This window comes from Aurantibacter crassamenti, from assembly GCF_016811105.1.
Classification (GTDB): Bacteria; Bacteroidota; Bacteroidia; order Flavobacteriales; family Flavobacteriaceae; genus Aurantibacter_A; species Aurantibacter_A crassamenti.
Genome location: NZ_JAFBGM010000001.1, coordinates 1254483 through 1280596, shown reverse-complemented (window position 1 = coordinate 1280596; position 26114 = coordinate 1254483). Strand labels below are relative to the sequence as shown.

Genomic DNA, 26114 nt, shown 5'->3' with positions numbered 1-26114 from the left:
TATAAATTGAACTGAACTATCTGTTCATATTTTTTATTTCATCAATAAAATTATCTTCATCTACCCCAGCTTGCACCAATTTTAAGGCCTTATCAACCACATACGAAACATTGATGGGATTAAAACCTAACCCAACACCCATACGCTCTAACATTGAAACTTGTCTATCACCAAGTTCATGATCCGCATAAACCATACGAGTTAAATCAAAAAGTCGCTCTAATCGTTGGTCGTAACTTGTTGGCGGATTAATTGGGTGAGTAGCATAATCTTTCAATATCTCCTTATAATCATTCTCTGAAATATCAAGTTTACGAGCTAAACGATCTAAAAAAGCTCGCTCATCATCAGTAATAACTCCATCACTCATTGCTACTCTTACTATCGCTGCAAAATGATCTTGATTTCTTTTTTGAAATCCACTATCAAACAAATCTGAAATTGACATATATAATAAACTTTTATTGGGGCAAAGATAATTTTTTTAAAGGTCATTTTTTGGCTATCCTTCAATTATTTTTAACAAGAAATAGTAACTTCAAATCACCATGAAAACTCCACTTTTAGAGTTCACAAGCAAAGGAATTTATTGCAGTATAGCAAAGGTTTACCTAGACCCATGGAAACCTGTTGATAAAGCTATTATTTCTCATGGCCATGCCGATCATAGTCGCTGGGGACACAAAGCATATATTACACATCACAGAAATGTGCCTATCATTTTGCATCGCCTTGGCGAAATAAATGTTTCTGGCAAAGAATGGGGTGAAACGTTTTTTATAAATAATGTAAAGTTTAGCCTTCATCCTGCAGGCCACATTATAGGATCATCTCAAATACGTGTTGAACACAAAGGTGAAGTCTGGGTTTTTACGGGTGATTATAAAGTTCAAGATGATGGCATTTCAACACCATATGAGCCTATCAAATGCAATACTTTCATTACAGAATGCACTTTCGGTTTACCTGCATTTAAATGGGTCGCTCAAAAAGAGGTTTTTGAAAATATTAACCGGTGGTGGTCCGAAAATAAATCAGAGGGTAAAACCTCCATATTATTTGGCTATTCTCTTGGAAAGGCACAAAGACTACTAAAATATTTAGAAACTGATATTGGCAAAATATATACCCACGGAGCCATAGAGAATATGACACAAGTTTTGCGACCCTTAATTGATTTTCCTAAAACCACCTTAATCACTCGTGATACAAAAAAGGAAGAATTGCTTGGAAATATTGTGCTAGCCCCACCTAGTGCACATGGCAGTACATGGATTCGAAAAATGGTGCCATACGTAACTGCTTCCGCCAGTGGATGGATGACTTTTAGAGGTGCTCGCCGAAGAAGAGCAATAGACAAAGGCTTTGTGCTTAGCGATCATTGTGATTGGCAAGGCTTACTTAATAGTATCGAAGCGACTGGAGCTGAAAAAATTATTTGCACACATGGATATACAGAAATTTTTTCACGCTACCTTCAAGAACAGGGTTATGATGCTCGTACAGAAGAAACTCAATATGAAGGTGAACTGAATGAATTAAATCCGACATCTAAAGAAGAAGTTGAAGCATGAAAAATTTCGCACAACTTATAAAAACACTTGATAGCACAAATAAGACTACTACAAAAGTACAGGCTCTCGCTAATTATTTTTCAGTGGCAACCGACAAAGATAAAGTTTGGACAATAGCTATACTATCACATCGCAGACCACCAAGACCTGTAAATACTACCCTCTTGCGCAAATGGGCTTCTGAATTGGCAAATATTCCATTATGGCTTTTTGAAGAAAGTTATCATATCGTAGGTGATTTAGCTGAAACAATAGCTTTGGTAGTGCCAGCTACAAAATCTTCCACAGAAAAAACACTTACACAGTTTTTAGAGGAAATGATTGCACTGAAAAAGAAAACCGATGAGCAAAAAAAAGCATATCTCTTTGAAAATTGGAAAATACTAGATTACTATGAGCGTTTTGTTTTTACAAAATTAATTACCGGTGGTTTTCGTATTGGGGTTAGTCAAAAATTAATGACTCGTGCATTGGCCAAGTCGACTGCAATTGATCAAGACATATTAGCCTATAAACTTATGGGTAATTGGAACCCTGATAAAATTACATTTCAACAATTGATATTAGAAGAGAATGAAAGTGACTATTTATCTAAACCTTATCCTTTCTATTTAGCCTACCCTATTGAAAACGAAATTGCAAACTTAGGTGATATTAACCTCTGGTCTGCTGAACATAAATGGGACGGTATTCGATCGCAAACCATTATAAGAAATAATGAGCTTTTTATTTGGAGTAGAGGTGAAGAATTAGTCACTGATAAATACCCAGAATTTCAAGCTCTTGTAGATACCATTCCTAATGGAACAGTAATAGATGCCGAAATATTACCGTTTCCTAATGGTCAAATCGGCACATTTAATGACCTGCAAAGTCGAATTGGCAGAAAAACCATCTCCAAAAATTTACTTCAAAAAGTACCTGTAATTCTGAAAGCCTATGATTTGTTAGAATGGAAGGGCGAAGATATACGCAATCGACCTTTTTCATACCGTAGAGACTTACTTGAGAAAGTAGTTAAATCTGCAGCATTAAATGTATTGCAACTCTCCAAAACCATGTATTGTAATTCATGGGAAGAAGTTGCTAAAGAACGAGAACAATCACGAGAAGTGCATAGCGAAGGATTAATGTTAAAACGAAAAGACTCACCATATTTAGTGGGTAGAAAAAAAGGGGATTGGTGGAAATGGAAAGTTGATCCTTTAACGATAGATGGAGTATTAACCTACGCAATGCGAGGTCACGGACGCAGAAGTAATCTCTTCACAGACTACACGTTTGCACTTTGGAAAGAGAATGAAAAAGGAGAAAAAGAATTGGTCACTTTTGCAAAGGCCTATTCCGGACTAACCGATGCTGAATTTAGAAAAATAGATAATTGGATAAAAAAAAACACATTAGAACGTTTTGGCCCTGTACGCTCTGTTACACCGCATCATGTTTTTGAAATTGCATTTGAAGGAATTGCTCTTTCTAGCCGACATAAAAGTGGAGTTGCAACTCGTTTTCCTCGTATATTAAGGTGGCGAAAAGATAAAAGTATTCATGAAGCGAATAGTATTTCTGATTTAAAGCAAATGATAATCTAGCTAGCTTTTATGACTAGAGAAGAACTATACCGAATTGCAGAAACATGGTTTCAACAACAGAATTGGAAACCTTTTAAATTTCAAAAAGAAACGTGGAAAGCATTTTTGCAAGGCAAACATGGCCTTTTAAATGCACCAACTGGTAGCGGAAAAACATACGCACTTTGGTTCCCAATAGTTTTAAACTACATCAAAAAAAATCCTGATTATAAGACCAAACATAAAAAGGGTCTTAAAGCTGTTTGGATTACCCCATTAAGAGCACTTTCCGAAGAAATTAGACAATCGGCTGAACGAGTTACCATTGACTTAGATACACAAATGACCGTTGGTATTCGAACAGGTGACACCTCTGCCAAAGCTAGATTAGCAATGAAAAAACAAATGCCCGATTTATTAATTACAACACCTGAGAGTTTACAATTACTCTTAGCATCAAAAGGCTATGATAAAATTTTCAAGGATTGCACGGCAATTGTAGTAGATGAATGGCATGAGCTTTTAGGTACCAAACGCGGGGTACAAATGGAGCTTGCTATTTCTCGTTTAAAATCTATTTCAAAGCAATTACGCATATGGGGTATTTCTGCAACAATTGGCAATTTAGATCAAGCCAGAAATGTACTTCTCGGCCCGCAAACTAAAGCATTAGAGAACTCCGTAATGATTAAGGCTAACGTTAAAAAGAAAATTACCGTAAAAAGTATAATACCTAAAAAAATGGAAACCTTTCCTTGGCGCGGTCATCTTGGTCTTAGATTACTTGAAGATGTGATTCCTATAATTAAAAATAGTAAAACGACATTGCTTTTTACAAATACCCGAAGTCAATGTGAAATTTGGTTTCAAAAAATTTTAGAGAAGCACCCGGAATTGGCTGGTGAAATTGCAATGCATCATGGAAGCATTAATAAAGAAACCCGGAGTTGGGTAGAACAGGCTATTCGAAATGAAAGCTTAAAAGCCGTAGTATGCACTTCTAGTTTAGATTTGGGCGTTGACTTTGCTCCTGTTGAAACAGTAGTTCAAATTGGTGGACCCAAAGGCGTAGCACGATTTTTACAGCGTGCAGGCCGTAGCGGACATAGACCCGGAAAAGAGAGTGTAATCTACTTTATGCCAACTCACGCAATTGAACTAATAGAAGCCTCCGCGTTACAAAAAGCAGTGAAGCAGAATACTGTAGAAGATCGAATTCCATATTTAAATAGTTGGGATGTACTACTACAGTACATGACCACTTTAGCAATCTCTGACGGATTTTATCCTGATGAAATCTACAAAGAGGTAAGCCAAACCTTTTGTTACCAAACGCTGACTAAAGATCAATGGCAATGGCTACTCAACTTTTTGGTTATGGGCAGCCAAAGTTTACAATCTTATGATGAATATAAAAAATTAACAATTGAAGAAGATGGTAAATTCAAAGTCAACGATCGAGGTGTTGCTATGCGACATCGTTTTCAAATTGGCACAATAGTGGGCGACACAAATTTGACAGTCCGCTATCAAAAAGGTGGCTACATTGGCTCGATAGAAGAATTTTTTATTTCTAAATTGAACAGAGGTGATGTTTTTACTTTTGCCGGAAGGAATTTAGAATTTATTCGCATTAAAGGAATGCAGGTGCATGTTCGAAACTCAACAAAAAAAACGAATCGAATATCAAGTTGGATGGGAAGTCGCTTAACACTATCTGCACAAATGTCTGAATTATTGCGAGTAGAACTATACTCTTCATACAATGACAAGAAAGACCAATCTAAAGAGATTAGATCATTAGCCCATATTTTTGAGCGGCAACGCCGCGAAAGCATTGTACCTAAACCGAATGAATTTTTAATAGAAACTTTTAAAACCCGTGAAGGATATCATCATATTTTTTATCCGTTTGAAGGCCGATTTGTGCATGAAGCCATGGGTAGCTTACTTGGTTATAGAATAAGCCTACTCTCACCGATTACGTTTTCTTTAGCTTTTAATGATTACGGATTTGAACTTCTTTCTGACAAACCAATTAACATGCAACAGGTTATTGATAATGATTTGTTCACAACAGATTATTTATTAGATGATCTTCAAAAAAGTTTAAACGCTACTGAAATGGCTCGACGTAAATTTCGTGATATCGCAATTATTAGCGGAATGGTTTTTACAGGTTATCCGAACAAGGCAATCAAAATGAAACATTTACAAAGTAATTCCCAATTATTATTTGAAGTATTTCGCGACTATGAACCCGAAAATTTACTTTTTCAACAAGCCTTTACTGAAACTTTTCAACACCAACTAGAAGAAGGCAGATTACGATTATCAATGTTACGAATTGCAACACAAGAAATCGTTTGGAAACAATGCCAAAAGGCAACACCTTTTTCATTCCCATTAATTACAGACCGACTAAGTCGTGAAAAATTATCTAGTGAAAAATGGGAAGACAGAATTAAACGTATGGCCGCACTATTGATGAAAAAGTAAATAAATTTGACTTGTATGAGTACCAAATCCATTCAGATTAGAAATCAAAATTTTATAATGCACTACTCTGGTGCACTATATTGGAATGAAAAGTCGTCGCTTCTTATAAGTGATGTTCATCTAGGAAAGATTTCTCACTTTAGAAAATTTGGTGCCGCAGTGCCACAAGCTGCTATTCATAAAAATTTTCAAACGATGGATACCGCCATCGATTTCTTCAAACCAAAAACCTTAATATTTATGGGTGATTTGTTCCATTCTTCTTTAAATAATGAATGGGATATTTTTGAAGATTGGGTTCGCTTAATTGCTGCCGAAATTATCTTAATTAGTGGTAATCATGATATTATATCACCCTTAAAATATGAAGCACTAGGCATAAAGGTTATTTCTGAGTTAATTTTGGACACATTTTTACTCACGCATCACCCCGAAGAACGTGATGAACTATTTAATTTTTCAGGCCACATTCATCCTGCTATACGATTAAGTGGTGTTGGCAGACAGACAGTTCGATTGCCTTGCTTTTATAAAACTAAAAGTCAAATAATTCTTCCTGCTTTTGGCGAATTCACAGGTTCACATACAATGCATCCGATTGAAGAATGTGAGATTTTTGCTTTATTGGGAGATGCTGTTTTACCTGTACCCATAAAAGAAGTAAAACAGAAGCGATATTTTCGAAACAGTTAGTTTAAAACTCAATTGAACACAATAGTCATTCATTATGACGCTAAATTTAATTGTTATGCAGAAAAAACTTTCAATATTAAACTTAGCCTCCGTTATTTTAGTAATTGTAGTGAATTACATATCACAGGCGATTAGAATTAATGAAACTACCATTGGTGAAGTAAGCAACAAATACTATAACTTATTCACGCCTGCGGGCTATGCATTTGCGATATGGGGACTAGTTTTTACAGCACTTATTGCCTATGGAATCTATCAAGTCAGAATTGCTTTTTACAGCGAAAAATCAGAAAAATTAATTAATGAAACAGGTTATTGGCTCATTATTACCAATATTTTAAACTGCGTTTGGGTATTCGTTTTCGCCCATGAGTATACCGGACTATCTGTATTAGTCATGTTAGGAATTCTTTTCTCTCTGATAAAAATAATAATGAATACCAACATGGAAAGAGAAACAGTTTCGCGTTCAACTTATATTTTTGGATGGCTACCAATAGGTATATATTGTGGATGGATAGCAGTGGCAACAATCGCTAACATATCTGCTTATTTATCAAAATTAAATTTTGATGGAGGTTTTCTCTCTGAATCAAATTGGACTATAATAATGATAGCTATTGCGACTTCACTGAATCTAATCATGATTTTAAAGCGAAAAATGTATGAATTTGCCACAGTTGGCATTTGGGCTTTGTTTGCCATTTATATGCGCCATCAAAATGATCATGAAAGCATTGCCCACGTTGCACTTGCAGGTTGTGCTATTATTCTGATTACCATAATTTGGAAGATTTTAAAAACCAAAAAAAAGCTTGAATATAAACTCTACTAATTAGATTTAAATTCATTACTTCAATTTTATTTCTTCTGAGTTTGATTGAACTTAAAGAACAGGCTATCTTTGCATTTCAAAATTCAACGGTTGACCCAAAATAGCATTCAACAACTGTTTACAGAGTCTCCGAAATCTCGGAAACTTAGAGATTTTATTGCCCAATCTCAACCTACCGCCCCTATAAAAGTACATTTAAAAGGACTTTCAGGATCTTCACTATCGTTTGTATTAGCAGATGCCTTTACTAATTCTGACAAACCCTTTTTGTTGATTTTTGATGACAAAGAAGAGGCTGCCTATTATTTGAATGATTTAGAACAATTGGTAAGCTCAAAAGATGTACTCTTCTACCCAGGCAGCTACAGAAGACCTTATCAAATTGAAGAAACTGACAATGCGAATGTTTTACTTCGTGCAGAAGTATTGAATCGTATTAATTCGCGTAAAAAACCAGCAATAATTGTCACTTACCCTGATGCTCTTTTTGAAAAAGTAGTAACACGTAGAGAATTAGAAAAGAATACACTTAAGATTAAAATAGATGACTCACTTTCTTTAGATTTCTTAAATGAAGTTCTTTTCGAGTATCATTTTAAAAGAGTCGATTTTGTTACCGAGCCTGGAGAATTTTCAGTGCGTGGTGGTATTGTAGATGTTTTTTCGTTTTCACATGACGAACCGTATCGAATTGAGTTTTTTGGCGATGAAGTTGATAGTATTCGAACTTTTGATGTTGAAACACAATTGTCAACTGAAAAAGTGAAAAAAATAAGCATTATACCCAATGTGGCAAATAAATTAATGGAAGAAAAACGAGAGAGCTTCCTGAAATATATCGCTTCTGAAACGGTCATTTTTGCTAAAAATACAGACTTTCTTTTCGCACGATTAGATGATTTCTTTGCGAAGGCCGAATTGGCTTTCACAAAACTATCCGAAGACATAAAACACGCAGAGCCAGAAGAACTATTTTTAAATTCAGCCCAGTTTAAGCAACAAATAGCTAAATTTCTTTTACTCGAAACAAAAACCCAGCAAATAGAATCAGAATTCACAATTGAGTTCGCTACAAAACCACAGCCTTCATTCAATAAAAAATTTGACTTACTTATTGAAAATTTAAACGAATACAAAGAATTAGGCTACACCAATCATATTTTCTGCGGAAGCGAGCAACAAGCTAAACGCTTTCATGCAATTTTTGAAGATACAAGTAAAAATGTACACTATGAAACTCTGGTTCTACCTTTGTATCAAGGTTTCATCAATGATGATTTAAAAGTCATTTGTTATACCGATCATCAAATATTTGAGCGCTACCATAAGTTTCAACTTAAAAATGGGTACGCTAAAAAACAAGCAATCACCCTTAAAGAACTTAATAAATTAGAGATTGGTGATTATGTAACACATATTGACCACGGTATTGGAAAATTTGGTGGATTACAGAAAATAGAAGTAGAAGGTAAAAAACAAGAAGCCATAAAACTAATGTATGGTGATCGCGACACCCTTTATGTAAGTATTCATTCATTACATAAAATTTCTAAGTTTAACGGTAAAGATGGTGCACCGCCAAAAATCTATAAATTAGGTTCTGGAGCTTGGAAAAAACTGAAGCAAAAAACAAAATCACGTGTTAAGAAAATCGCTTTTAATCTCATTAAAATCTATGCAAAACGCCGATTAGAGAAAGGTTTTCAATATGACCCTGACAGCTATTTGCAGAACGAACTAGAAGCGTCATTTATTTATGAAGACACTCCTGATCAAAGTAAGTCTACTGAAGATGTAAAGCGTGATATGGAGAGTGAACGCCCAATGGATCGATTGATTTGCGGTGATGTTGGTTTTGGAAAAACAGAAGTAGCAATTCGGGCAGCATTTAAAGCTGTAGACAATGGCAAACAAGTAGCTGTTTTGGTGCCTACCACAATTTTGGCTTTTCAACATCATAAAACCTTTTCAGAACGTTTGAATGAAATGCCGGTTACTGTAGATTATTTGAATCGTTTTCGCAGCACAAAAGAGCGGCGTGAAACTCTTGAAAAGTTAGAATCTGGCAAAGTTGATATTATCATTGGCACACATCAATTGGTAAATAAAAATGTGAAATTCAAAGACCTTGGACTATTAATAGTTGATGAAGAGCAGAAATTTGGAGTTGCTGTAAAAGACAAATTAAAATCAATTAAAGAGAATGTCGATGTTTTAACCTTAACAGCAACACCGATTCCGCGTACACTGCAATTCAGTCTTATGGCAGCTCGTGATTTATCTGTAATTAATACACCACCTGCGAATAGATACCCTATAGAGAGCAGAGTAGTTAGACTTAATGAAGAAGTCATTCGTGATGCTATCAGCTATGAAATACAACGTGGCGGACAGGTGTTTTTCATTCACAATCGAATAGAAAACATTAAAGAAGTTGCTGGCATGATTCAACGACTTGTACCCGACGCTAAAGTGGGTATTGGTCACGGTCAAATGGAAGGTAAAAAATTAGAAAATTTAATGCTTAGTTTTATGAATGGCGAGTTTGACGTACTCGTCTCTACAACTATTATTGAAAGTGGTTTAGATGTAACTAATGCCAATACTATTTTCATAAATAATGCGAATAATTTTGGACTAAGTGATTTACACCAAATGCGAGGGCGAGTAGGGCGAAGTAACAAAAAGGCCTTTTGCTATTTTATCACTCCGCCCTACGAAGTTATGACGCCAGATGCGCGCAAGCGTATTGAGGCACTTGAACAATTTACAGCATTAGGCAGTGGCTTTAACATTGCTATGAAAGATCTGGAAATCAGAGGCGCCGGTGACCTATTAGGCGGCGAACAAAGTGGTTTTATAAATGAAATTGGATTTGAAACGTATCAAAAAATATTAGCCGAAGCAATTGATGAACTTAAAGAAAATGAGTTTAAAGAACTTTATAATGAAGTTGAAGGACATCAAGAAAAGGTTTTTGTAAAAGAAACTCAAATCGACACTGATTTTCAATTACAATTTCCTGATGACTACATAAATAATATTACAGAACGTCTCAACCTATACACTGAACTTAATAAAATTAAGGACGACACTGGTTTACGCAACTATGAAAATCAATTGATTGATCGATTTGGCGAGTTACCTTCTGAGGCAGAAGATTTATTAAATTCTGTTCGAATTAAATGGATTGCCAACAGTATAGGATTAGAAAAAATAGTGCTTAAAAAAGGAAAGCTAATTGGGTATTTTATCAGCGACCAACAGTCTGAATTTTATCAAAGTGCTGCGTTCACAAAAGTGCTGCATTTTGCGCAATCAAACCCGAAAAAATGTAAGTTGAAAGAAAAGCAAACTCGCAACGGATTGCGATTACTATTAGTGTTTGAAGGAATCAACACCATTGAGAAGGCATTGGATGCGCTAACTCCTTTCAACAACAGTTACACCGAGGTTTTAGCATCTTAAAACGGATAATTTTGTGTTTTTCAACCATTATTATGTAACTTCGTTCCTTTCTAAACCCCACAATTAGAAATATGAAAATTTCAACTCTAGGTTTTTCTCTTGTAGAAAAATTTGCTATTGTACAGGCCGTTGATGCAGTAATTGTTGCAGATGGCACTATTCACCAAGGAGAAATCAACGCCTTAAGTCAACTTATGAGGCGCATTGATTTTGAAACCAATTTCATTTTACAAGCTAGAAACATGAGTCTCGATCAAGGTCGTGCTGTTTTGCGTGAAATGTCATATCAAAAGAAACAAGAAATTGCCTCAATTTTAGAGGAAATTGCTCTTTCTGATGGTTTTATTCATGAAACGGAATCTAAATTAATTGCTTCCATTTTTGAATATATTGGTGTGCGTCAAGGTGCTGTAGCTGCCAAGTAATTATTAGTATTCGAATTATTTCAACTAAAATAATTCACTCGCATTTTTGAAAGTATAGGTAGGCATGGGTTTCTTAAAACCCATTTATTCCACTATATTAGTTTGATAAACCTCATTCAGAGGTAACTAATCGAGAATTACAAAGCCTTTTCAAAAATGAAACAAAAGAATTACGCCTTCTTAATCGCTACTTTGCTATTAAGTTTCTACCTAACAGCCCAACCCAGTAAACAATTAGTAAATGTTATTATTAGTCCTGATCATTCTGATTGGACATACAATATTGGTGAACAAGCTGAATTTACTATCAATGTATTACAAAACAATGTTCAGTTAAAAGGCATTGAAATAAACTACAAAATTGAACCTGATTCGGGTTATCGTCAAATCAAAACCTTAAGTGAAGGCACACTTACTTTATCTAATAACACAAAAGTAAAAGCCCCTAAATTCAAACAGGCCGGTTTCTTGCGTTGTACTGCAACTGTTATTGTAGATGGTAAAGAATATTCATCGTATACCACAGTTGGATTTTCTCCTGATAAAATAAAACCAACCACCACATTACCCGATGATTTTGAATCTTTCTGGAAAAATGGAAAAGCTGAATTAGCCGAAGTAGCCATGAAGCCCGTACTTACTTTAATGCCTGAACGCTGTACTGATAAGGTAAATGTGTACCATGTAAAACTTGACAACATTAAAGGAAAGATTTACGGTATTTTAACAACACCAAAAAAAGCAGGAAAATATCCTGCCATACTACATGTTCCTGGTGCTGGTATTAGACCCTATTATGGTGAAATAAATGAAGCCGCTGAAGGATTTGTATCCTTTACCATTGGCATTCACGGAATTCCAGTAAATTTAGACAAAAGTGTTTATGATGATTTAAGAGCCGGCCCACTCAACAATTACCAAACTTTCAATCTTGATGATAAAGATAATATGTACTATCGCCGTGTATATTTAGGATGCATTAGAGCCGTAGATTTCATAGAAAGCTTAGATCAATTTAATGGCGAGGATATTGGCGTTACCGGTGGCAGCCAAGGCGGTGCACTTTCAATAGTTGTTGCTGGACTAGATGAGCGTATTGATTACCTGGCTGCATTTTATCCTGCGCTTTCTGACATGACTGGATTTTTACATGGAAGAGCTGGTGGATGGCCTCAAATTTTTGTAGATGATTTTACAAATAAGCCTGAAAAAATAGAAGTTTCAAAGTACTATGACGTGGTTAACTTTGCAAGATTCGTAAAAGCAGACGGCTGGTACAGTTGGGGGTATAATGACAATGTGTGTTCACCCGTCTCTACTTTTTCCGCTTACAATGTAATTCCTGCAAAAAAAGAGCTTCATGTTTTTCAAGAAACCCAGCATTGGACCTTTCCTGAACAGCGTGAACAACGTAACGTATGGCTATATAATAAGTTAAGACAATAATACTACAATCAACTATTATGAAAAGAAACATTCTTTATTGCGCATTCACGCTATTGATCTTTCTGTCATCTTGTAAAGAACAGAACAGCAAAGCAGACAATAACGCTTCTGAAATCATCACAGACAGTGTAGTAACCCGAATCAACGCTACCTTAAAAGGTTTTGTTGATTCAGGAAATATTGCAGGTGTTTCTGCCTTAGTGTATGAAAATGGGAAAGAAGTATATTACAATGCTTTCGGATATGCTGATCGAGAAACCAAAAAACCAATGGACAGGAATACTATTGTTCAAATTTATTCAATGACGAAGCCGATTACAGGTACGGCCCTGATGACTTTATATGAGCAAGGTAAATTTGAATTAGATGACCCTGTAGAAAAATATGCTCCAGAATTCTCAAACATGACTGTCTATACAGGTGTTGACGACTCAGGAAATATTTTAACTGAACCATTAATTCGGCCCATCACAATTCGCGATTTGACTAGGCACACAGCGGGTTTTCCAAATCGAGGTGAAATTCCAGGTCTAAGTGAGGTTTTAAACAAAGCCAACATCTATGATAGAGAAACTTCACTAACAACATTTGCAGAAAAGTTAGGAAATATTCCACTTTGGTTTCAACCAGGCGCACAATGGGAATATGGCCCTTGTGTAGATGCTCAAGCATTTTTAGTAGAACGAATATCAGGCATACCCTATAATGAGTATGTCAGAAAAAATGTTTTAGACAAACTAGGCATGCACGAGACGCGATATTTTATTCCTGAAAAAGATCGTTCAAGATTTGCTGCTCTTTACAGAAGAACGGGTGAAGGCGTCATAGAACGAGATACAATAACATACAGTAACTACACTAACAAATGGCCCTTTACACGTGGAGGCTCAGGCCTAACCTCAACGCTTGATGATTATATGCGATTTGCCCAAATGTTGGTAAATAAAGGCAGTCTTGATTCAGTTAGCGTTTTAAAACCAGAGACCATAGAACTAATGGCTACAAATCAATTAGCAGATAGTATCACAGAACGAAATTGGTTACCCAACAAAGGGCAAGTTGGTTTTGGAATTGATTTTGCAGTTCGCATAGCACCACCAGCTGATAGTGAAGAAAATAATGGTGTAGTAGGTGAATTCTTTTGGGATGGAGCCGCGAGTACTTTATTTTGGGTAGACCCTGTGAATAAAATCACAGCTGTTCTCTTTGTTCAATTATTCCCATACGATCAAATCGGACTACATAAAGATTTTCGAGATGCCATTTATGGACCTTATACCGGAACTAATTAAACTTGGTTCAATTATTGTTTTTATTAGATTATGAAAAAAACGTTACTATTTATTCTTTGCTTCTTAGGATATTTCTCATATGCGCAACATACTATTTCAGGTACATTTTCACCTGCTGATGAGTACTCATGGATAATTGCTTATCGCCTTACTCCTACTTCACAGGCTTATGTTGCGGATACCTCAATAAAAAAAGGACAGTTTAACTTAGAAATACCAAAAAGTGCCCTGCCAGGAACATACCGAATAGTATATGCTGTGCCGCAAGATGAATTTTATTTTGACATTTTATACAGCGGAAATGAAGACATAATTTTAGACTTTAAATCAGACGAAGTTCTAACTTTTTCGGCATCTAAAGAAAATATACTGTTCAGTACATATTTTAATGAAATTGCAGATTCCGAACAAGGAATAATCAACTATTATTCCGAAGGTAATAAAAATACTAATAAGTATAATAAACTCAATGAAGATCTACTTAATATTCAAAATTCATACGAAAACAAGGCGAATAATTTACTTGTATCGAATTTAATTAAAGCAAATCGTCCTTTTATTTCAACAAAATATCTAACGCCAACACAATATATTGAAAGCAAAAAAAAGAGTTATTTCGAGTATATAGATTTAAATAATTCAATTCTTCAAAGCTCACAATTTATAAAGAATAAGTTGGTGAATTATGTATTTACGGCCTTACCCTTAAAAACACTAACTGATGTTGAGACCGAAAATGAAATTCAACTCAACATTAAACTGATAGCAACTAAAATTCAAGAATTACCTGAAAATTATCAATTTGTTCTTCTTCACGCAGTTTGGGAAAATGCAATAGCTCTACAGTTAAACAATACAGCAGATTTTATTTTAAATGAATACCTAACCTCAAAAGCTAAATCAGAAGAAAATAAAAAGACACTTGAAAAAATTGTAGCTGAGAATCGCTTAAGAATTGGTGCCATAGCGCCAGAAATAGAATGGCAATCAAAAGGTGAAGTGAAAAAACTTAGCACAATAAAAAATACCACTAACTATTTAGTAATCTTCTGGAGCAGTACATGCTCACATTGTTTACATGAATTACCGGCAATGCATAAAGAATTAAAAAAACACCCCAATGTTAAGGTTATTGCTGTTGGTCTTGAAGATGATGAAGTAACCTGGAGATTAGAGTCTGAAAAACTAGCTGATTTTGAACACGCAATAGCTTTAGGAAAATGGGAAAGTAAGTATGCCAAACTATATGATATTCACCAAACACCAACATACTATATTCTTGACAATCAAAAAAGAATTATAGCAAAACCAGAAAGCGATAAAGAGGTTATAAAATTCTTAGAACACTAAAGTGTTTTTAAGTCTTTGATAGTTCTAAAAGCCACATCTACTTGTTCATCATCAACTAATATGGTAAACTCATTGGTAGTTGAAATTACTTCGTAAAGAACAATACCTTCCCATGCTAGTCTCTGAAAAATAAAATAATAAATACCAGGTACTGATACGTTCTCGGCAGGTAACTTAACAGTAATAGATGAAAGGTTCTCTGCTTTTTGGGTACACTTCTCAGCTCTAAATAATTCTTCAACAATATTATCAATGATATTACTTACAACAATATTGATTTCATTTACACCTCTTGATGAAGTGTAAAAAACATCTTGATTGACGTTAACAGCTTCAAGCAATTTAGCTTGTTGATGCAATACCGTATCTGACGCTAGAAATGTATAATCGGTCAAAGATGAGCGCACAGTGATTTCGCCAATATTCTTTAAAACTTTTACAATTTTATGGGTTGCTCGAAACTCAAGGTCATCGGACAATCTTTTAAGAGCCATTACTATAGCCCCATTACGTATTTCCTTTGATAATTCCTCTTGAATTTCAGGCTTAATAATTCTTGAAAGTGAGGTAAGGTTAATGATACCCTGTGCTAAAGCACTTTGCAAAAAGGGTTTTTTCTTGATGTATTCTTCAACTACAGAAGAGATAGTTTTCATGCTTCCTATTGATTTATGCGTAAACATAACAAATTGTTACAAATAAAACAAAAGAAAAAATAAGAAGATTTAACTAAAAATGATAAAAAGCACTTTCTAAGTGTTCAATCTTAAAGATTTTCTTGTTTTTTAAAATTGTTATCACATCAAAACGAGCTTCCACATCTAACTCATTATCAATAATATACTGATGAGCCCCCGCTACTAAAAGTTTGATTTTCTTAGTTGTAATAGTATCAGCAATTGAAATAACCCTGTCATTACTTCTCGCTCGCACCTCAACAACAGCCAAAACATCTTCTTTCTTAGCAAGAATATCAATTTCCGACTTCAAAAAACGATAGTTACGACAAAGAATCTTATACCCATTTTTAATTAAGAAATCAACGGCTATCTGCTCCCCTTCTTTTCCAAATTCATTATGTTTTCCCAAGGCTTTATAAAATTATAATATCAAAATAGTGCATTTCATCGAAAAAACATATGATTGAACGTCTTTAATCAACTAACTAACCGTAAATCATTATGCACGTCGTCGAATTTAGTTTGGCAAACGTACTATACCTAGATTAATCACGTTATTTAGTAGCCCCAAGCACTTTGAACGTCACCTATTAATGCCTACTTGATTATGGAATATTTCATTAATTGTAATACTTCTGGCTTAACGCCGTACACTACCCCATTAGACAAAAATAAAGCTGAACACCTCTATAGAAGACTTGGTTTTAGCGCTTCAGTACAAACCATTAATGCAGCAATTAATCAATCTGCGACTGATGTTGTTAATACTTTAATGAATGAAGCTGCTAATTCTGCACCAATACCAATGCCTACTTGGGCAAATTGGAATAATAGTAATTACCCAGATAATGATGAAGCTAGAAATAACCTTGTAAACTCACAACGAGAAGAATTTAGCCTAGCCTACACAAACGCTTTATTAGATAATAATTTAGCAGATAGAATGAGTTTTTTCTGGAGCAATCATTTTGTAACAGAACTAGATGTATATAATTGTAATGGATTTTTATATCATTATGTTAATTGTCTACAGCGAAATGCTTTAGGTAACTTCAAAACTTTTGTTAGTGAAATTGGCCTTACAAGCGCCATGCTATATTACTTAGATGGTGTATACAATAACGGTAACAACCCAAATGAAAATTACGGAAGAGAACTTTATGAACTTTTCACACTTGGAGAAGGAAACAATTACACGGAACAAGATATTATAGAAACCGCGAGAGCATTATCTGGTTATGTTGAACGAGGTGAACTAGGTTGCGAAACTGTAACTTTTGACCCAGAAAAACACGATGCTGGTTCAAAAACAATTCTAGGTCAAACTGGTAATTGGGGTTATGATGATGTAATTGACATTCTATTTGAGCAACGGCCCAATGAAATAGCGGGATTCATCTGCAAAAAATTATATGAATTTTTTGTACACCCTGATTCGCAAGATGAAGCGGGAAATGCTGAAACTATTATTCAAGGCATGGCCGATACATTTATTGCCAGTCAATTTGAAATAGCCCCTGTACTGTCTGAACTTTTTAAAAGCGAACACTTTTTTGATGATGACGCCATAGGTGTTATTATTAAAAGTCCGTATGATATGTACTTCAACCTTATCAAGGAAACAAACTTCTCGTATGATAATACCGTTTTAAACAGCACTATTAGCGCATGTACTTTATTAAGTCAAGAACTATTTGACCCCTTTGACGTTGCTGGATGGCAGCGTAATCGATCTTGGATTAACACCAACTTTATGATAGGTCGCTGGTTAACATCTGAAATGTTCGTTCAAAATTTCTGGGAAAGCAACAAAGAACAGTTTAGAACTTTTGGTATTGACGCGACTGGACCAAATGGAGCCACCACTAACGATCCTGACGAAGTAGCTAGAGCAATTATTGATAAGATAACTCCAAAAGGATTACTTACTGAGATTCCAGATTACAGCGCAGCGTTTGACGTGTTTAGAGAACCCTATGAAAGTGATATGGTTTACCAAAATGGATCATGGAGTATGATGCTACCAAACGCAGATTCCCAAGTATATCTTTTGCTTTTACACTTAGTAAGACAACCTGAATTTCAACTAAAATAAACCTACAATTATGTGCGATACCCATGACAATACACCTTTCAAGGGCCTACAACATGAAGGTCATGATGAAGAACACAAGAACTGGAGCAGACGTTCTTTTTTACAAGCCTTAGGCATAGCTGGTTCAGGTTCTATGATGTTAGGTAGTAATTTTTTAACTGCTGCTGCCCCTTCCGGATTAACACAAGCAATTGCACAAGCTGAAACCGATAAAATTGTAATCCTTATTCGCCTTTCAGGTGGTAACGATGGTTTAAGCACGGTGATTCCTATTGAACAATATGATGCCTACGCAAATGCAAGGCCTAATATTTATATTCCAGAAAGTAAAATCTTAAAACTGACAGATGAATTTGGGGTACCCACTTATATGAAATCGTTAGAGCCTATGTGGGGTGAAGGTCAGTTTAAAGCTGTTCATGGTGTTGGTTATGCAAGTCAAAGCCTCTCACATTTTACAGGTTCTGACATTTTTGCGAATACCGATATTACATCAACCGGATTCTCTAGCCTAAATACAGGTTGGATGGGAAGGCACTTTGAAAACATATATCCTGATTACTTAATGAATCCACCTGTTGCTCCAGCAGCAGTTCAGATTGGCAACTTCGGTAGTTTGGTATTTCAAGGAGAAGAAACAAATTATGCTTTTGTAGCATCAAATATTGACCAATTAGAAGAAATTGCAGAAACTGGCTTACAATACAATCTTGATCCAGCTCTTTTTGACGATTGTATGTATGGTGATCAACTCGAATTCTTAAGAGGAGTTGCGAACGTTACTTATGAGTATTCTGGTAAAATTCATGAGGCATACGAAAGAGGTCAAAATGAAGTAGAATATCAAGATAATTATTTCGCGCGTCAATTGGCGTTATTAGCGAGATTGATAAAAGGTAATCTTGGAACAAAAGTTTATATGATTACTTTGGGAGGATTTGATACTCACGGTAATCAACCATTAGCACATGAAAGATTGATGTCATATCTATCTATTGCAATTGATAATTTTTATGACGATTTAGCTTTCACGCAGCAAGATGATAAAGTACTTAGTATGACTTTTTCAGAATTCGGAAGACGAATTTTTGAAAACGGGTCTAACGGAACTGATCACGGTAAGGCTGCACCAACGTTATTTTTTGGCTCTGGACTAAACGGTAGTGCTTTTGTGGGTGAACACCCAACTTTAGACAATCCTGATGGCCGAGGTAATTTAGAATATACAATGGATTTTAGAGACCTCTATGCCACAGTAATGGCTGAATGGCTCTGTATTCCGGTACCATTAGTTGAACAACACATTTTAGGGCATACCTACGCACCTGTCAATCTAGGTTTCAATTGTAGTGGTGTTGATTTTCCTGAAATCGCATACAGTGATGGTGAACCCACCATACCAACTGCAGAATCTGGAGAAAATGGTGAGCCGGCAAATCCAACACCGTACGACCCAAGCCTATTAGAAACTATCGTTCATAAACCTTTTTATCCAACGGATAGTGCACCACATATTTATCTAGAAATGCCATTCAGCGCTCACGTAGATATTCAATTGTACAATATTTTAGGTCAAAATATGGGTACAGTAATGAATGAAATGATGTTTGAAGGTTCTAGAGAAATAAACATTAGAGAGAATATGGCACAACAATTAGCTACAGGCAAATACATTTATAGAATTCAAGTACAAAATCATAAGATGAGCAAGTCTGTAATGGTAGCATAGATTTTTCGTCCCCACAACGCGCAAGGCCTTCATTAACATTCTTACAAATGTTTTGGAGGCTTTGCAATTTTACATACTATTCTTTACGAACTGCAGCAACTTGATTTTTTCAAGAATAGCTATCAAAATCTAAGAAGGTTCGCAATATTAAAAATCTTATTTTTGCAGGCTAATTGAATTATGATGTCTGAAATATCTAGGTATACTATTACGGCCGCCTTACCTTATACTAATGGCCCAATTCACATTGGCCATTTAGCAGGAGTATATGTGCCAGCTGACATATATGCGCGCTACTTAAGACTAACAGGTAAAGATGTCCTTTTTGTTTGTGGCAGTGATGAACACGGGGCTGCCATACCAATGAAAGCCAAAAAAGAAGGTGTATCTCCACAAGAAATTATCGATAAATATCATGGCATCATTAAAAATTCTTTTAATGAATTCGGAATAACCTTCGATAATTATTCACGAACATCATTACCAGTTCACCATGATACAGCCTCTGAGTTTTTTAAAAAATTATATAACCAAGGCGATTTTATTGAAGAAACTACAGCGCAGCTTTATGATGAAGAAGCGCAACAATTTTTAGCAGACCGATTTGTTATTGGCACCTGTCCGAAATGCGGTCATGAAGAAGCTTATGGCGATCAATGTGAAAACTGTGGCTCAACACTTAATGCCACGGACTTAATAAATGCGAAGTCAACTATTACAGGTAGTGTTCCTACCACCAAGGAAACTAAACATTGGTTCCTTCCATTAAACAGATATGAAGATTTTCTTAAAGAATGGATTTTAGAAGGTCATAAAAGCGATTGGAAGCCAAACGTATACGGTCAGTGTAAATCTTGGATTGATGGTGGATTAGAACCACGTGCTGTAACTAGAGATTTAGATTGGGGAATTCCTGTACCTGTTGAAGGTGGCGAAGGAAAAGTCTTGTATGTATGGTTTGATGCGCCAATTGGTTACATCTCTTCTTCTAAAGAATGGGGCGCACGCGAAGGAAAAGATTGGGAACCTTATTGGAAAGCAGATGACACCAAACTAGTTCATTTTATCGGTAAGGATAATATTGTTTTCCACTGTATTATTTTCCCGGCTATTCTTAAAGCCCATGGCGATTTTATTTTACCAGAGAATGTGCCAGCGAATGAGTTTTTAAATTTAGAAGGAAATAAATTATCTACCTCAAAAAACTGGGCCGTTTGGCTTCATGAATATTTGGTAGATTTTCCAGATATGCAAGATGTGTTGCGCTACACTTTAACAGCAAATGCACCCGAAACCAAAGACAACGATTTTACTTGGAAAGATTTTCAAACTAGAAATAATAGCGAACTTGTTGCCATTTTTGGCAACTTCATCAACCGCGTTGTTGTTTTGACTAATAAATATTATGACGGGCAGGTTCCTTCTGCAGGAAACTTTTCGCAAGTTGATTCAGAAACATTAGAACAACTCCGTAAATATCCTGAAATCATTTCAAGCTCTTTAGAACGCTATCGTTTTAGAGAGGCAAGTCAAGAATTAATGAACCTTGCGCGATTGGGTAATAAATATTTAGCCGATGAAGAACCTTGGAAGGTTATCAAAGAAGATGAAGAACGAGTAAAAACCATCATGTTTGTTGCACTTCAAATTGCATCCGCACTTGCCGTTTTAAGCGAACCTTTTTTACCTTTCACTTCTACTAAGCTCAAGAAAATATTAAATATTAGCGCTATTGATTCCCAAGAAGTGACAAGTTGGGTAGATGTTGCTACCAAAGAAACACTACTGCCTGCAAAACATCAGATTAGTAAAGCAGAGCTTCTTTTTAGAAAAATAGAAGATGCTGAAATTCAAGCACAGCTAGATAAACTAGAGGCTACTAAAAAGGCCAACGAAAACGAAAACAAAGAGCTCATGCCACAAAAAGACACGATTACTTTCGATGATTTTACAAAATTAGACATGCGTGTTGGAACAATTGTGGCAGCAGAAAAAATGGCAAAAGCCAAAAAACTACTAGTTCTAAAAGTCGACACAGGCCTTGACACACGTACAATTGTTTCTGGTATTGCAGAAAGTTTTACCCCTGAAGAAATTGTAGGTAAAAAAGTTACGGTATTAATCAACCTAGCACCTCGAGCTTTACGCGGTGTAGAAAGTGAAGGCATGATTTTAATGACGGAAAACGCCGAAGGTAAATTAATTTTTGTGAATCCTGATGAAGATGGTGTTGGCAACGGAGAAGGAATTAGCTAATACAATTCCATATAGAGCCAAAATGAATTTACTATCCTACATCACCAAACACACCCAACTTCCAGAAAAGGGTATAAAAAACACGATTGAACTATTAGACCAAGACTGCACCTTACCATTTATATCTCGCTATAGAAAAGAAGCTACTGGTGGTTTAGATGAAGTTCAAGTAGGCTCTATTATTCAATTTAAAGCGCAATTTGAAAGTTTAGATAAACGAAAAATAGCTGTTTTAAAAGCCATTGAAGAGCAAGATGCATTAACAAATGAACTTCGCTCTAAAATTGAACAAGTTGATGACCTTGTTATCCTTGAAGACCTCTACTTACCTTTCAAGAAAAAACGTAAAACTAAAGCGGAAACCGCACGCAAAAACGGATTAGAACCGTTAGCTAAAATCATCATGGCGCAAAACCATGCTGAAATTGAATATGCGGCATCTCAATACTTGAATGATTCAATTCAAAATGAGGATGAAGCTCTTGAAGGCGCACGACATATAATTGCGGAATGGTTGAATGAACGCATATCGATTCGAAATCAAATTCGAAATCAATTGGAGCGTTCTGCTATGCTAACTACCAAAGTTATTGGAACGAAAAAGGATGATGAAAAAGCACAAAAATTTCGTGATTATTTCGACTGGAGTGAAGCGTTAAAACGATGTCCTTCACATCGACTTTTAGCAATTTTACGAGCAGAAAACGAAGGTTTTATTCGTGTAAAAATTGAGATAGACGACCAATATATTCTTACGAAAATAGCGGATCGCGTTATTAAATCGAATAATTCATGTGCTAAACATGTTCAATTAGCATTAGAAGATGCATATAAAAGATTACTCTTTCCTTCCCTTTCGAATGAAATATTAAAATTGGCTAAAGAGAAAGCAGATGATGAGGCCATTAGCGTTTTTTCCAAAAATTTAAAACAACTTTTATTAGGTGCGCCACTAGGTGAAAAACGAATTTTAGCCATTGACCCAGGTTTTAGAACAGGTTGTAAAGTGGTTTGTCTAAGTGCTCAGGGAGAATTAAAGCATAACGAAACTATTTATCCGCATGCGCCACAAAACAAAAGCACTGAAGCCATGAAGAAAATCAGTTCTTTGTGTGACGCCTATAAAATTGAAGCAATAGCCATTGGTAACGGTACCGCATCAAGAGAAACAGAACAATTAATTAAACGTATTCATTTTAAAAACGCCGTTGAAGTATTTGTGGTTAGCGAAGCTGGCGCATCTATATATTCCGCTTCAAAAATTGCACGTGACGAATTCCCAAATTATGATGTAACGGTTCGCGGTTCTGTATCAATTGGTCGCAGATTGGCAGACCCCTTGGCCGAACTAGTTAAAATAGATGCCAAATCAATTGGTGTTGGACAATATCAACACGATGTTGATCAAAGTAAACTACAAACTTCTCTTGATGGTGTTGTGGAAAGCTGTGTAAACTCTGTTGGTGTTAATATTAATACTGCTAGTGTTCCTTTATTAAGTTATGTTTCCGGAATTGGCCCAAAATTGGCCGAAAATATTGTGGCATTTCGTAATGCAAATGGCGCTTTTACTGATAGAAACGCTATTAAAAAAGTAGCTCGGTTAGGCGGAAAAGCTTTTGAACAGGGTGCCGGTTTTCTTCGAATAAAAGACAGTAAAAACCCTTTGGATGATTCCTCAGTGCATCCTGAAAGTTACAGTGTAGTTAAACAAATGGCTAAAGATAAAGGAGTTGCCATTTCTGATTTAATCGGAAATAAAAATGAGCTTGAAAAAATTGATATAAAACAGTACTGCACTGAAACTGTAGGTTTACCTACTTTGAAAGACATCATTGATGAACTTGAAAAACCCGGACTAGACCGTCGTGAAAAAGCCAAAGTTTTCACCTTTGACCAAAATGTACGAAGTATTTCTGATTTACGTGATGAACAATTACTTCCTGGAATCATAAATAATATTACCAATTTTGGTTGCTTTGTAGATATTGGCATTAAGGAAAGTGGACTTATTCATGTCTCTAATCTCTCAGATTCTTTTGTAAAAGATGTAAACGAACATGTACATCTAAATCAGCAGATAATCGTGAAAGTTTTATCCATTGATATTCCTAGAAAACGGATTCAATTGGCACTGCATAAATAATGAAAATAAGGCTCTAAGTGTTATACGTTGTAAACCATTAAAAATCGGGTTATTACTACTAATTTTCTAAATGTATTTTTTGTATTTTTCATCCTCACTCTAACACATAGAAAAAGCTTATGAAACCTAAATTCTTTTTACTGTTAACAATAATTTCGTTTTTCAACATAATTTCCTGTAAGGAAATTAAAAAAGATAACCCTGAAACTAGCACGGAATCTACAGTAGAAAAAAAAGATTCAAGAATTAAGATAATATTTGATAGCGATGCTAATAACGAACTCGATGATCAATTCGCTATTGCATACATGCTACTTAACGGAGATGTATTTGATGTTAAAGGAATTACCGTTAATGCAACAAGAAATGATACTGATATTCAAGGCCATTATGACGAAGCAGAGCGCGTAATGCAATTGTGCAATATGAAAGATTCGCTACCCTTATTGAAAGGGGCTGAAGGCAACTTTAAAGAAATTGCTGAAAATTTTAATCCTTCGGAATATGATGGAAAAGATGGTGTTGATTTTATGTTGGAGCAAACAAAAAAAGATTCAGTAATTATTGTCGCTGTAGGAAAACTGACAAACATTGCATTAGCAATAAAAAAAGACCCATCTTTTACTGAACGCACAAAAATAGTATGGTTGGGCAGTAATTACCCCGAACCTGGTGAATATAATCAGGACAATGACACCATCGCCATGAATTATGTTTTAAACAGTAAAATACCTTTTGAAATGGTTACCGTGCGGTATGGTAAACCTTCAGGCACCAATGCGGTCGCAGTAACAAAAATCGAGGTTGAAGAAAAAATGGCTGGCCTTGGTCCAAAAGCAATACAACCCATAATTGGAAGACATGGTGGCACTTTTAATAATTTTGGCGATTACGCTGCAAACCTCTTCGAACATATTTTTGAACATTTTGGAACAGACAAAGTCACCCCATCTCGTCCACTTTTTGATATGGTTGCACTTTCAGTTTTAAAAAATGCTTCCTGGGGAGAAACTAAAAGTATTCCTTGTCCTATTTTAATAAACAACCAATGGGTTGAACGACCCAATAATACGCGACAAATTACGATTTGGGAGAATTTTAATCGCGACGCTGTTATTGCTGATTTCTACGATACTATGGAAAATCCTATTTTCGTTAAAACTGCCAACTAAAAATTGAACACTACTTGAAATTCTATTTTAGTGATTTTTATGAATAAACTTATCACATTGCTGTTTGTGCTTTCATTTTCAAATATGATTGCCCAAGACTCAATCCATAATAAGTCTGAATCACGATGGAAGATGTTTAAATATGATGCTGGCAACATGTTTAAAAGTGTGGGGCATTCATATATACAACCACTACATTGGAAAGGAAAACAATGGGCACAATTTGGCGGACTTATAGCAGGTACTGGTTTCATTTATTTATCTGACGAAGAAACCTCAAGTATCATGAAAGCTAACAAAGAAGGTGTTCCACTTTTAATACGTGACTATGGTGAGTTTTATGGCAACCCAGAAAACAATTACATGGTAACTTCAGGGGTTTATTTTGCTGGATTAATTACAAAAAACGAAAAACTAAGAAGAACGGGTGTATTATTAATTGCTTCCGCCACGTCTACAGGGTTATTACAACAGATTGTAAAATCTGTTGTGGGTAGAGCCAGACCCGTGGCCGGGTTAGGAAAAGACACTTTTGACCCTTTTGAAAAACACAGAAATTATCATTCTTTTCCTTCTGGGCACGCCTTGATGGCATTCACAAATGCATACGCCATTGGCAAACAATTTAAGAGTCCGTGGGTAAAAGCAGGAATTTATACTGTTGGAGCAATACCGGGAATTTCACGTCTTTGGGATGGACAACACTGGCTAAGTGATGTTGTTTTTTCATGGGCGCTCAGTATTGTTACGGTAGAATGTATTAATCGCTATCTCGACAGAAAATACAATCAAAAATACAATTCAGATTCTAAAAATTTAAGCTGGAATATAAACTTTGGCCCTGGTACATTGGGTGTATCTATGCAGTTTTAAGGTTGAAGGT

At 35.5% G+C, this 26114-nt stretch carries 19 protein-coding genes; 16 read left to right on the top strand and 3 right to left on the bottom strand.

Translation table 11 applies throughout. The features are described from left to right. Window positions 1-16: 16 nt before the first annotated feature. Window positions 17-448 (bottom strand): tellurite resistance TerB family protein, encoded by a 432-nt coding sequence (locus JQC67_RS05330; RefSeq protein WP_203251815.1) that lies wholly within the window; start codon window positions 446-448, stop codon window positions 17-19. Between the two features lie 100 nt (window positions 449-548). On the opposite strand from JQC67_RS05330, the gene JQC67_RS05325 reads away from it, so the two are divergent. The 10 genes from JQC67_RS05325 (at window position 549) to JQC67_RS05280 (ending at window position 15153) form a co-directional block, all read left to right on the top strand. Then, on the top strand, window positions 549-1574 hold the full coding sequence (locus JQC67_RS05325; RefSeq protein WP_203251814.1) for a ligase-associated DNA damage response exonuclease: 1026 nt from the start codon (window positions 549-551) through the stop codon (window positions 1572-1574). Then, entirely contained in the window at window positions 1571-3166 is a 1596-nt protein-coding gene (locus JQC67_RS05320; protein ID WP_203251813.1) for an ATP-dependent DNA ligase, read from the top strand. The genes JQC67_RS05325 and JQC67_RS05320 overlap by 4 nt, the downstream gene beginning before the upstream one ends. Window positions 3167-3175: 9 nt before the next feature. Further along, window positions 3176-5644, top strand: a complete 2469-nt coding sequence (locus tag JQC67_RS05315; RefSeq protein WP_203251812.1) for a ligase-associated DNA damage response DEXH box helicase — start codon at window positions 3176-3178, stop codon at window positions 5642-5644. Window positions 5645-5659: 15 nt separating this feature from the next. Beyond that, window positions 5660-6337, top strand: coding sequence for a ligase-associated DNA damage response endonuclease PdeM (gene pdeM / locus JQC67_RS05310; RefSeq protein ID WP_203251811.1), 678 nt, complete (start codon window positions 5660-5662; stop codon window positions 6335-6337). 55 nt (window positions 6338-6392) lie between these two features. Next, a complete protein-coding gene (locus JQC67_RS05305) occupies window positions 6393-7172 on the top strand; it encodes a tryptophan-rich sensory protein (RefSeq protein ID WP_203251810.1) in 780 nt (259 codons plus the stop codon). A 90-nt stretch (window positions 7173-7262) separates the two neighbouring features. Then, complete coding sequence (gene mfd, locus JQC67_RS05300; protein ID WP_203251809.1) at window positions 7263-10640, top strand: transcription-repair coupling factor; 3378 nt, start codon at window positions 7263-7265, stop codon at window positions 10638-10640. 71 nt (window positions 10641-10711) lie between these two features. Next, a complete protein-coding gene (locus JQC67_RS05295; RefSeq protein WP_203251808.1) occupies window positions 10712-11065 on the top strand; it encodes a TerB family tellurite resistance protein in 354 nt (117 codons plus the stop codon). Between the two features lie 156 nt (window positions 11066-11221). Further along, a complete protein-coding gene (locus JQC67_RS05290; RefSeq protein ID WP_203251807.1) occupies window positions 11222-12511 on the top strand; it encodes an acetylxylan esterase in 1290 nt (429 codons plus the stop codon). Window positions 12512-12528: 17 nt separating this feature from the next. Next, window positions 12529-13803 carry a serine hydrolase domain-containing protein gene (locus JQC67_RS05285; protein ID WP_203251806.1) on the top strand — a complete coding sequence of 425 codons (1275 nt, stop codon included), beginning with the start codon at window positions 12529-12531 and terminating at the stop codon, window positions 13801-13803. Between the two features lie 30 nt (window positions 13804-13833). Further along, entirely contained in the window at window positions 13834-15153 is a 1320-nt protein-coding gene (locus JQC67_RS05280; RefSeq protein ID WP_203251805.1) for a TlpA family protein disulfide reductase, read from the top strand. Here JQC67_RS05280 and JQC67_RS05275 read toward each other — a convergent pair. Further along, window positions 15150-15809: an aspartate kinase gene (locus JQC67_RS05275; RefSeq protein WP_203251804.1), complete on the bottom strand. Its 660-nt coding sequence runs from the start codon at window positions 15807-15809 to the stop codon at window positions 15150-15152. The genes JQC67_RS05280 and JQC67_RS05275 overlap by 4 nt on opposite strands. A gap of 73 nt (window positions 15810-15882) precedes the next feature. Next, window positions 15883-16242 (bottom strand): YraN family protein, encoded by a 360-nt coding sequence (locus tag JQC67_RS05270; RefSeq protein WP_203251803.1) that lies wholly within the window; start codon window positions 16240-16242, stop codon window positions 15883-15885. 198 nt (window positions 16243-16440) lie between these two features. Here JQC67_RS05270 and JQC67_RS05265 point away from each other — a divergent pair, with 198 nt between their 5' ends. The 6 genes from JQC67_RS05265 (at window position 16441) to JQC67_RS05240 (ending at window position 26104) form a co-directional block, all read left to right on the top strand. Continuing rightward, entirely contained in the window at window positions 16441-17928 is a 1488-nt protein-coding gene (locus tag JQC67_RS05265) for a DUF1800 domain-containing protein (protein ID WP_203251802.1), read from the top strand. A gap of 10 nt (window positions 17929-17938) precedes the next feature. Further along, window positions 17939-19657, top strand: coding sequence for a DUF1501 domain-containing protein (locus JQC67_RS05260; RefSeq protein WP_203251801.1), 1719 nt, complete (start codon window positions 17939-17941; stop codon window positions 19655-19657). Between the two features lie 183 nt (window positions 19658-19840). Beyond that, the gene (gene metG, locus JQC67_RS05255) at window positions 19841-21913 is read left to right on the top strand and encodes a methionine--tRNA ligase (RefSeq protein WP_203251800.1); all 2073 of its coding nucleotides are present in this window, start codon (window positions 19841-19843) and stop codon (window positions 21911-21913) included. Window positions 21914-21935: 22 nt separating this feature from the next. Then, a complete protein-coding gene (locus tag JQC67_RS05250; protein WP_203251799.1) occupies window positions 21936-24059 on the top strand; it encodes a Tex family protein in 2124 nt (707 codons plus the stop codon). A 119-nt stretch (window positions 24060-24178) separates the two neighbouring features. Next, entirely contained in the window at window positions 24179-25231 is a 1053-nt protein-coding gene (locus tag JQC67_RS05245) for a nucleoside hydrolase (RefSeq protein ID WP_203251798.1), read from the top strand. Between the two features lie 39 nt (window positions 25232-25270). Beyond that, complete coding sequence (locus tag JQC67_RS05240) at window positions 25271-26104, top strand: phosphatase PAP2 family protein (RefSeq protein ID WP_203251797.1); 834 nt, start codon at window positions 25271-25273, stop codon at window positions 26102-26104. The last annotated feature ends 10 nt before the right edge of the window (window positions 26105-26114 follow it).

Bases quoted from the DNA above. Each gene is read 5' to 3' on its own strand.
- JQC67_RS05330 (WP_203251815.1), bottom strand. From the start codon at position 448: ATGTCAATTTCAGATTTGTTTGATAGTGGATTTCAAAAAAGAAATCAA.
- JQC67_RS05325 (WP_203251814.1), top strand. From the start codon at position 549: ATGAAAACTCCACTTTTAGAGTTCACAAGCAAAGGAATTTATTGCAGT.
- JQC67_RS05320 (WP_203251813.1), top strand. From the start codon at position 1,571: ATGAAAAATTTCGCACAACTTATAAAAACACTTGATAGCACAAATAAG.
- JQC67_RS05315 (WP_203251812.1), top strand. From the start codon at position 3,176: ATGACTAGAGAAGAACTATACCGAATTGCAGAAACATGGTTTCAACAA.
- pdeM (WP_203251811.1), top strand. From the start codon at position 5,660: ATGAGTACCAAATCCATTCAGATTAGAAATCAAAATTTTATAATGCAC.
- JQC67_RS05305 (WP_203251810.1), top strand. From the start codon at position 6,393: ATGCAGAAAAAACTTTCAATATTAAACTTAGCCTCCGTTATTTTAGTA.
- JQC67_RS05295 (WP_203251808.1), top strand. From the start codon at position 10,712: ATGAAAATTTCAACTCTAGGTTTTTCTCTTGTAGAAAAATTTGCTATT.
- JQC67_RS05290 (WP_203251807.1), top strand. From the start codon at position 11,222: ATGAAACAAAAGAATTACGCCTTCTTAATCGCTACTTTGCTATTAAGT.
- JQC67_RS05285 (WP_203251806.1), top strand. From the start codon at position 12,529: ATGAAAAGAAACATTCTTTATTGCGCATTCACGCTATTGATCTTTCTG.
- JQC67_RS05280 (WP_203251805.1), top strand. From the start codon at position 13,834: ATGAAAAAAACGTTACTATTTATTCTTTGCTTCTTAGGATATTTCTCA.
- JQC67_RS05275 (WP_203251804.1), bottom strand. From the start codon at position 15,809: ATGAAAACTATCTCTTCTGTAGTTGAAGAATACATCAAGAAAAAACCC.
- JQC67_RS05265 (WP_203251802.1), top strand. From the start codon at position 16,441: ATGGAATATTTCATTAATTGTAATACTTCTGGCTTAACGCCGTACACT.
- JQC67_RS05260 (WP_203251801.1), top strand. From the start codon at position 17,939: ATGTGCGATACCCATGACAATACACCTTTCAAGGGCCTACAACATGAA.
- metG (WP_203251800.1), top strand. From the start codon at position 19,841: ATGTCTGAAATATCTAGGTATACTATTACGGCCGCCTTACCTTATACT.
- JQC67_RS05250 (WP_203251799.1), top strand. From the start codon at position 21,936: ATGAATTTACTATCCTACATCACCAAACACACCCAACTTCCAGAAAAG.
- JQC67_RS05245 (WP_203251798.1), top strand. From the start codon at position 24,179: ATGAAACCTAAATTCTTTTTACTGTTAACAATAATTTCGTTTTTCAAC.
- JQC67_RS05240 (WP_203251797.1), top strand. From the start codon at position 25,271: ATGAATAAACTTATCACATTGCTGTTTGTGCTTTCATTTTCAAATATG.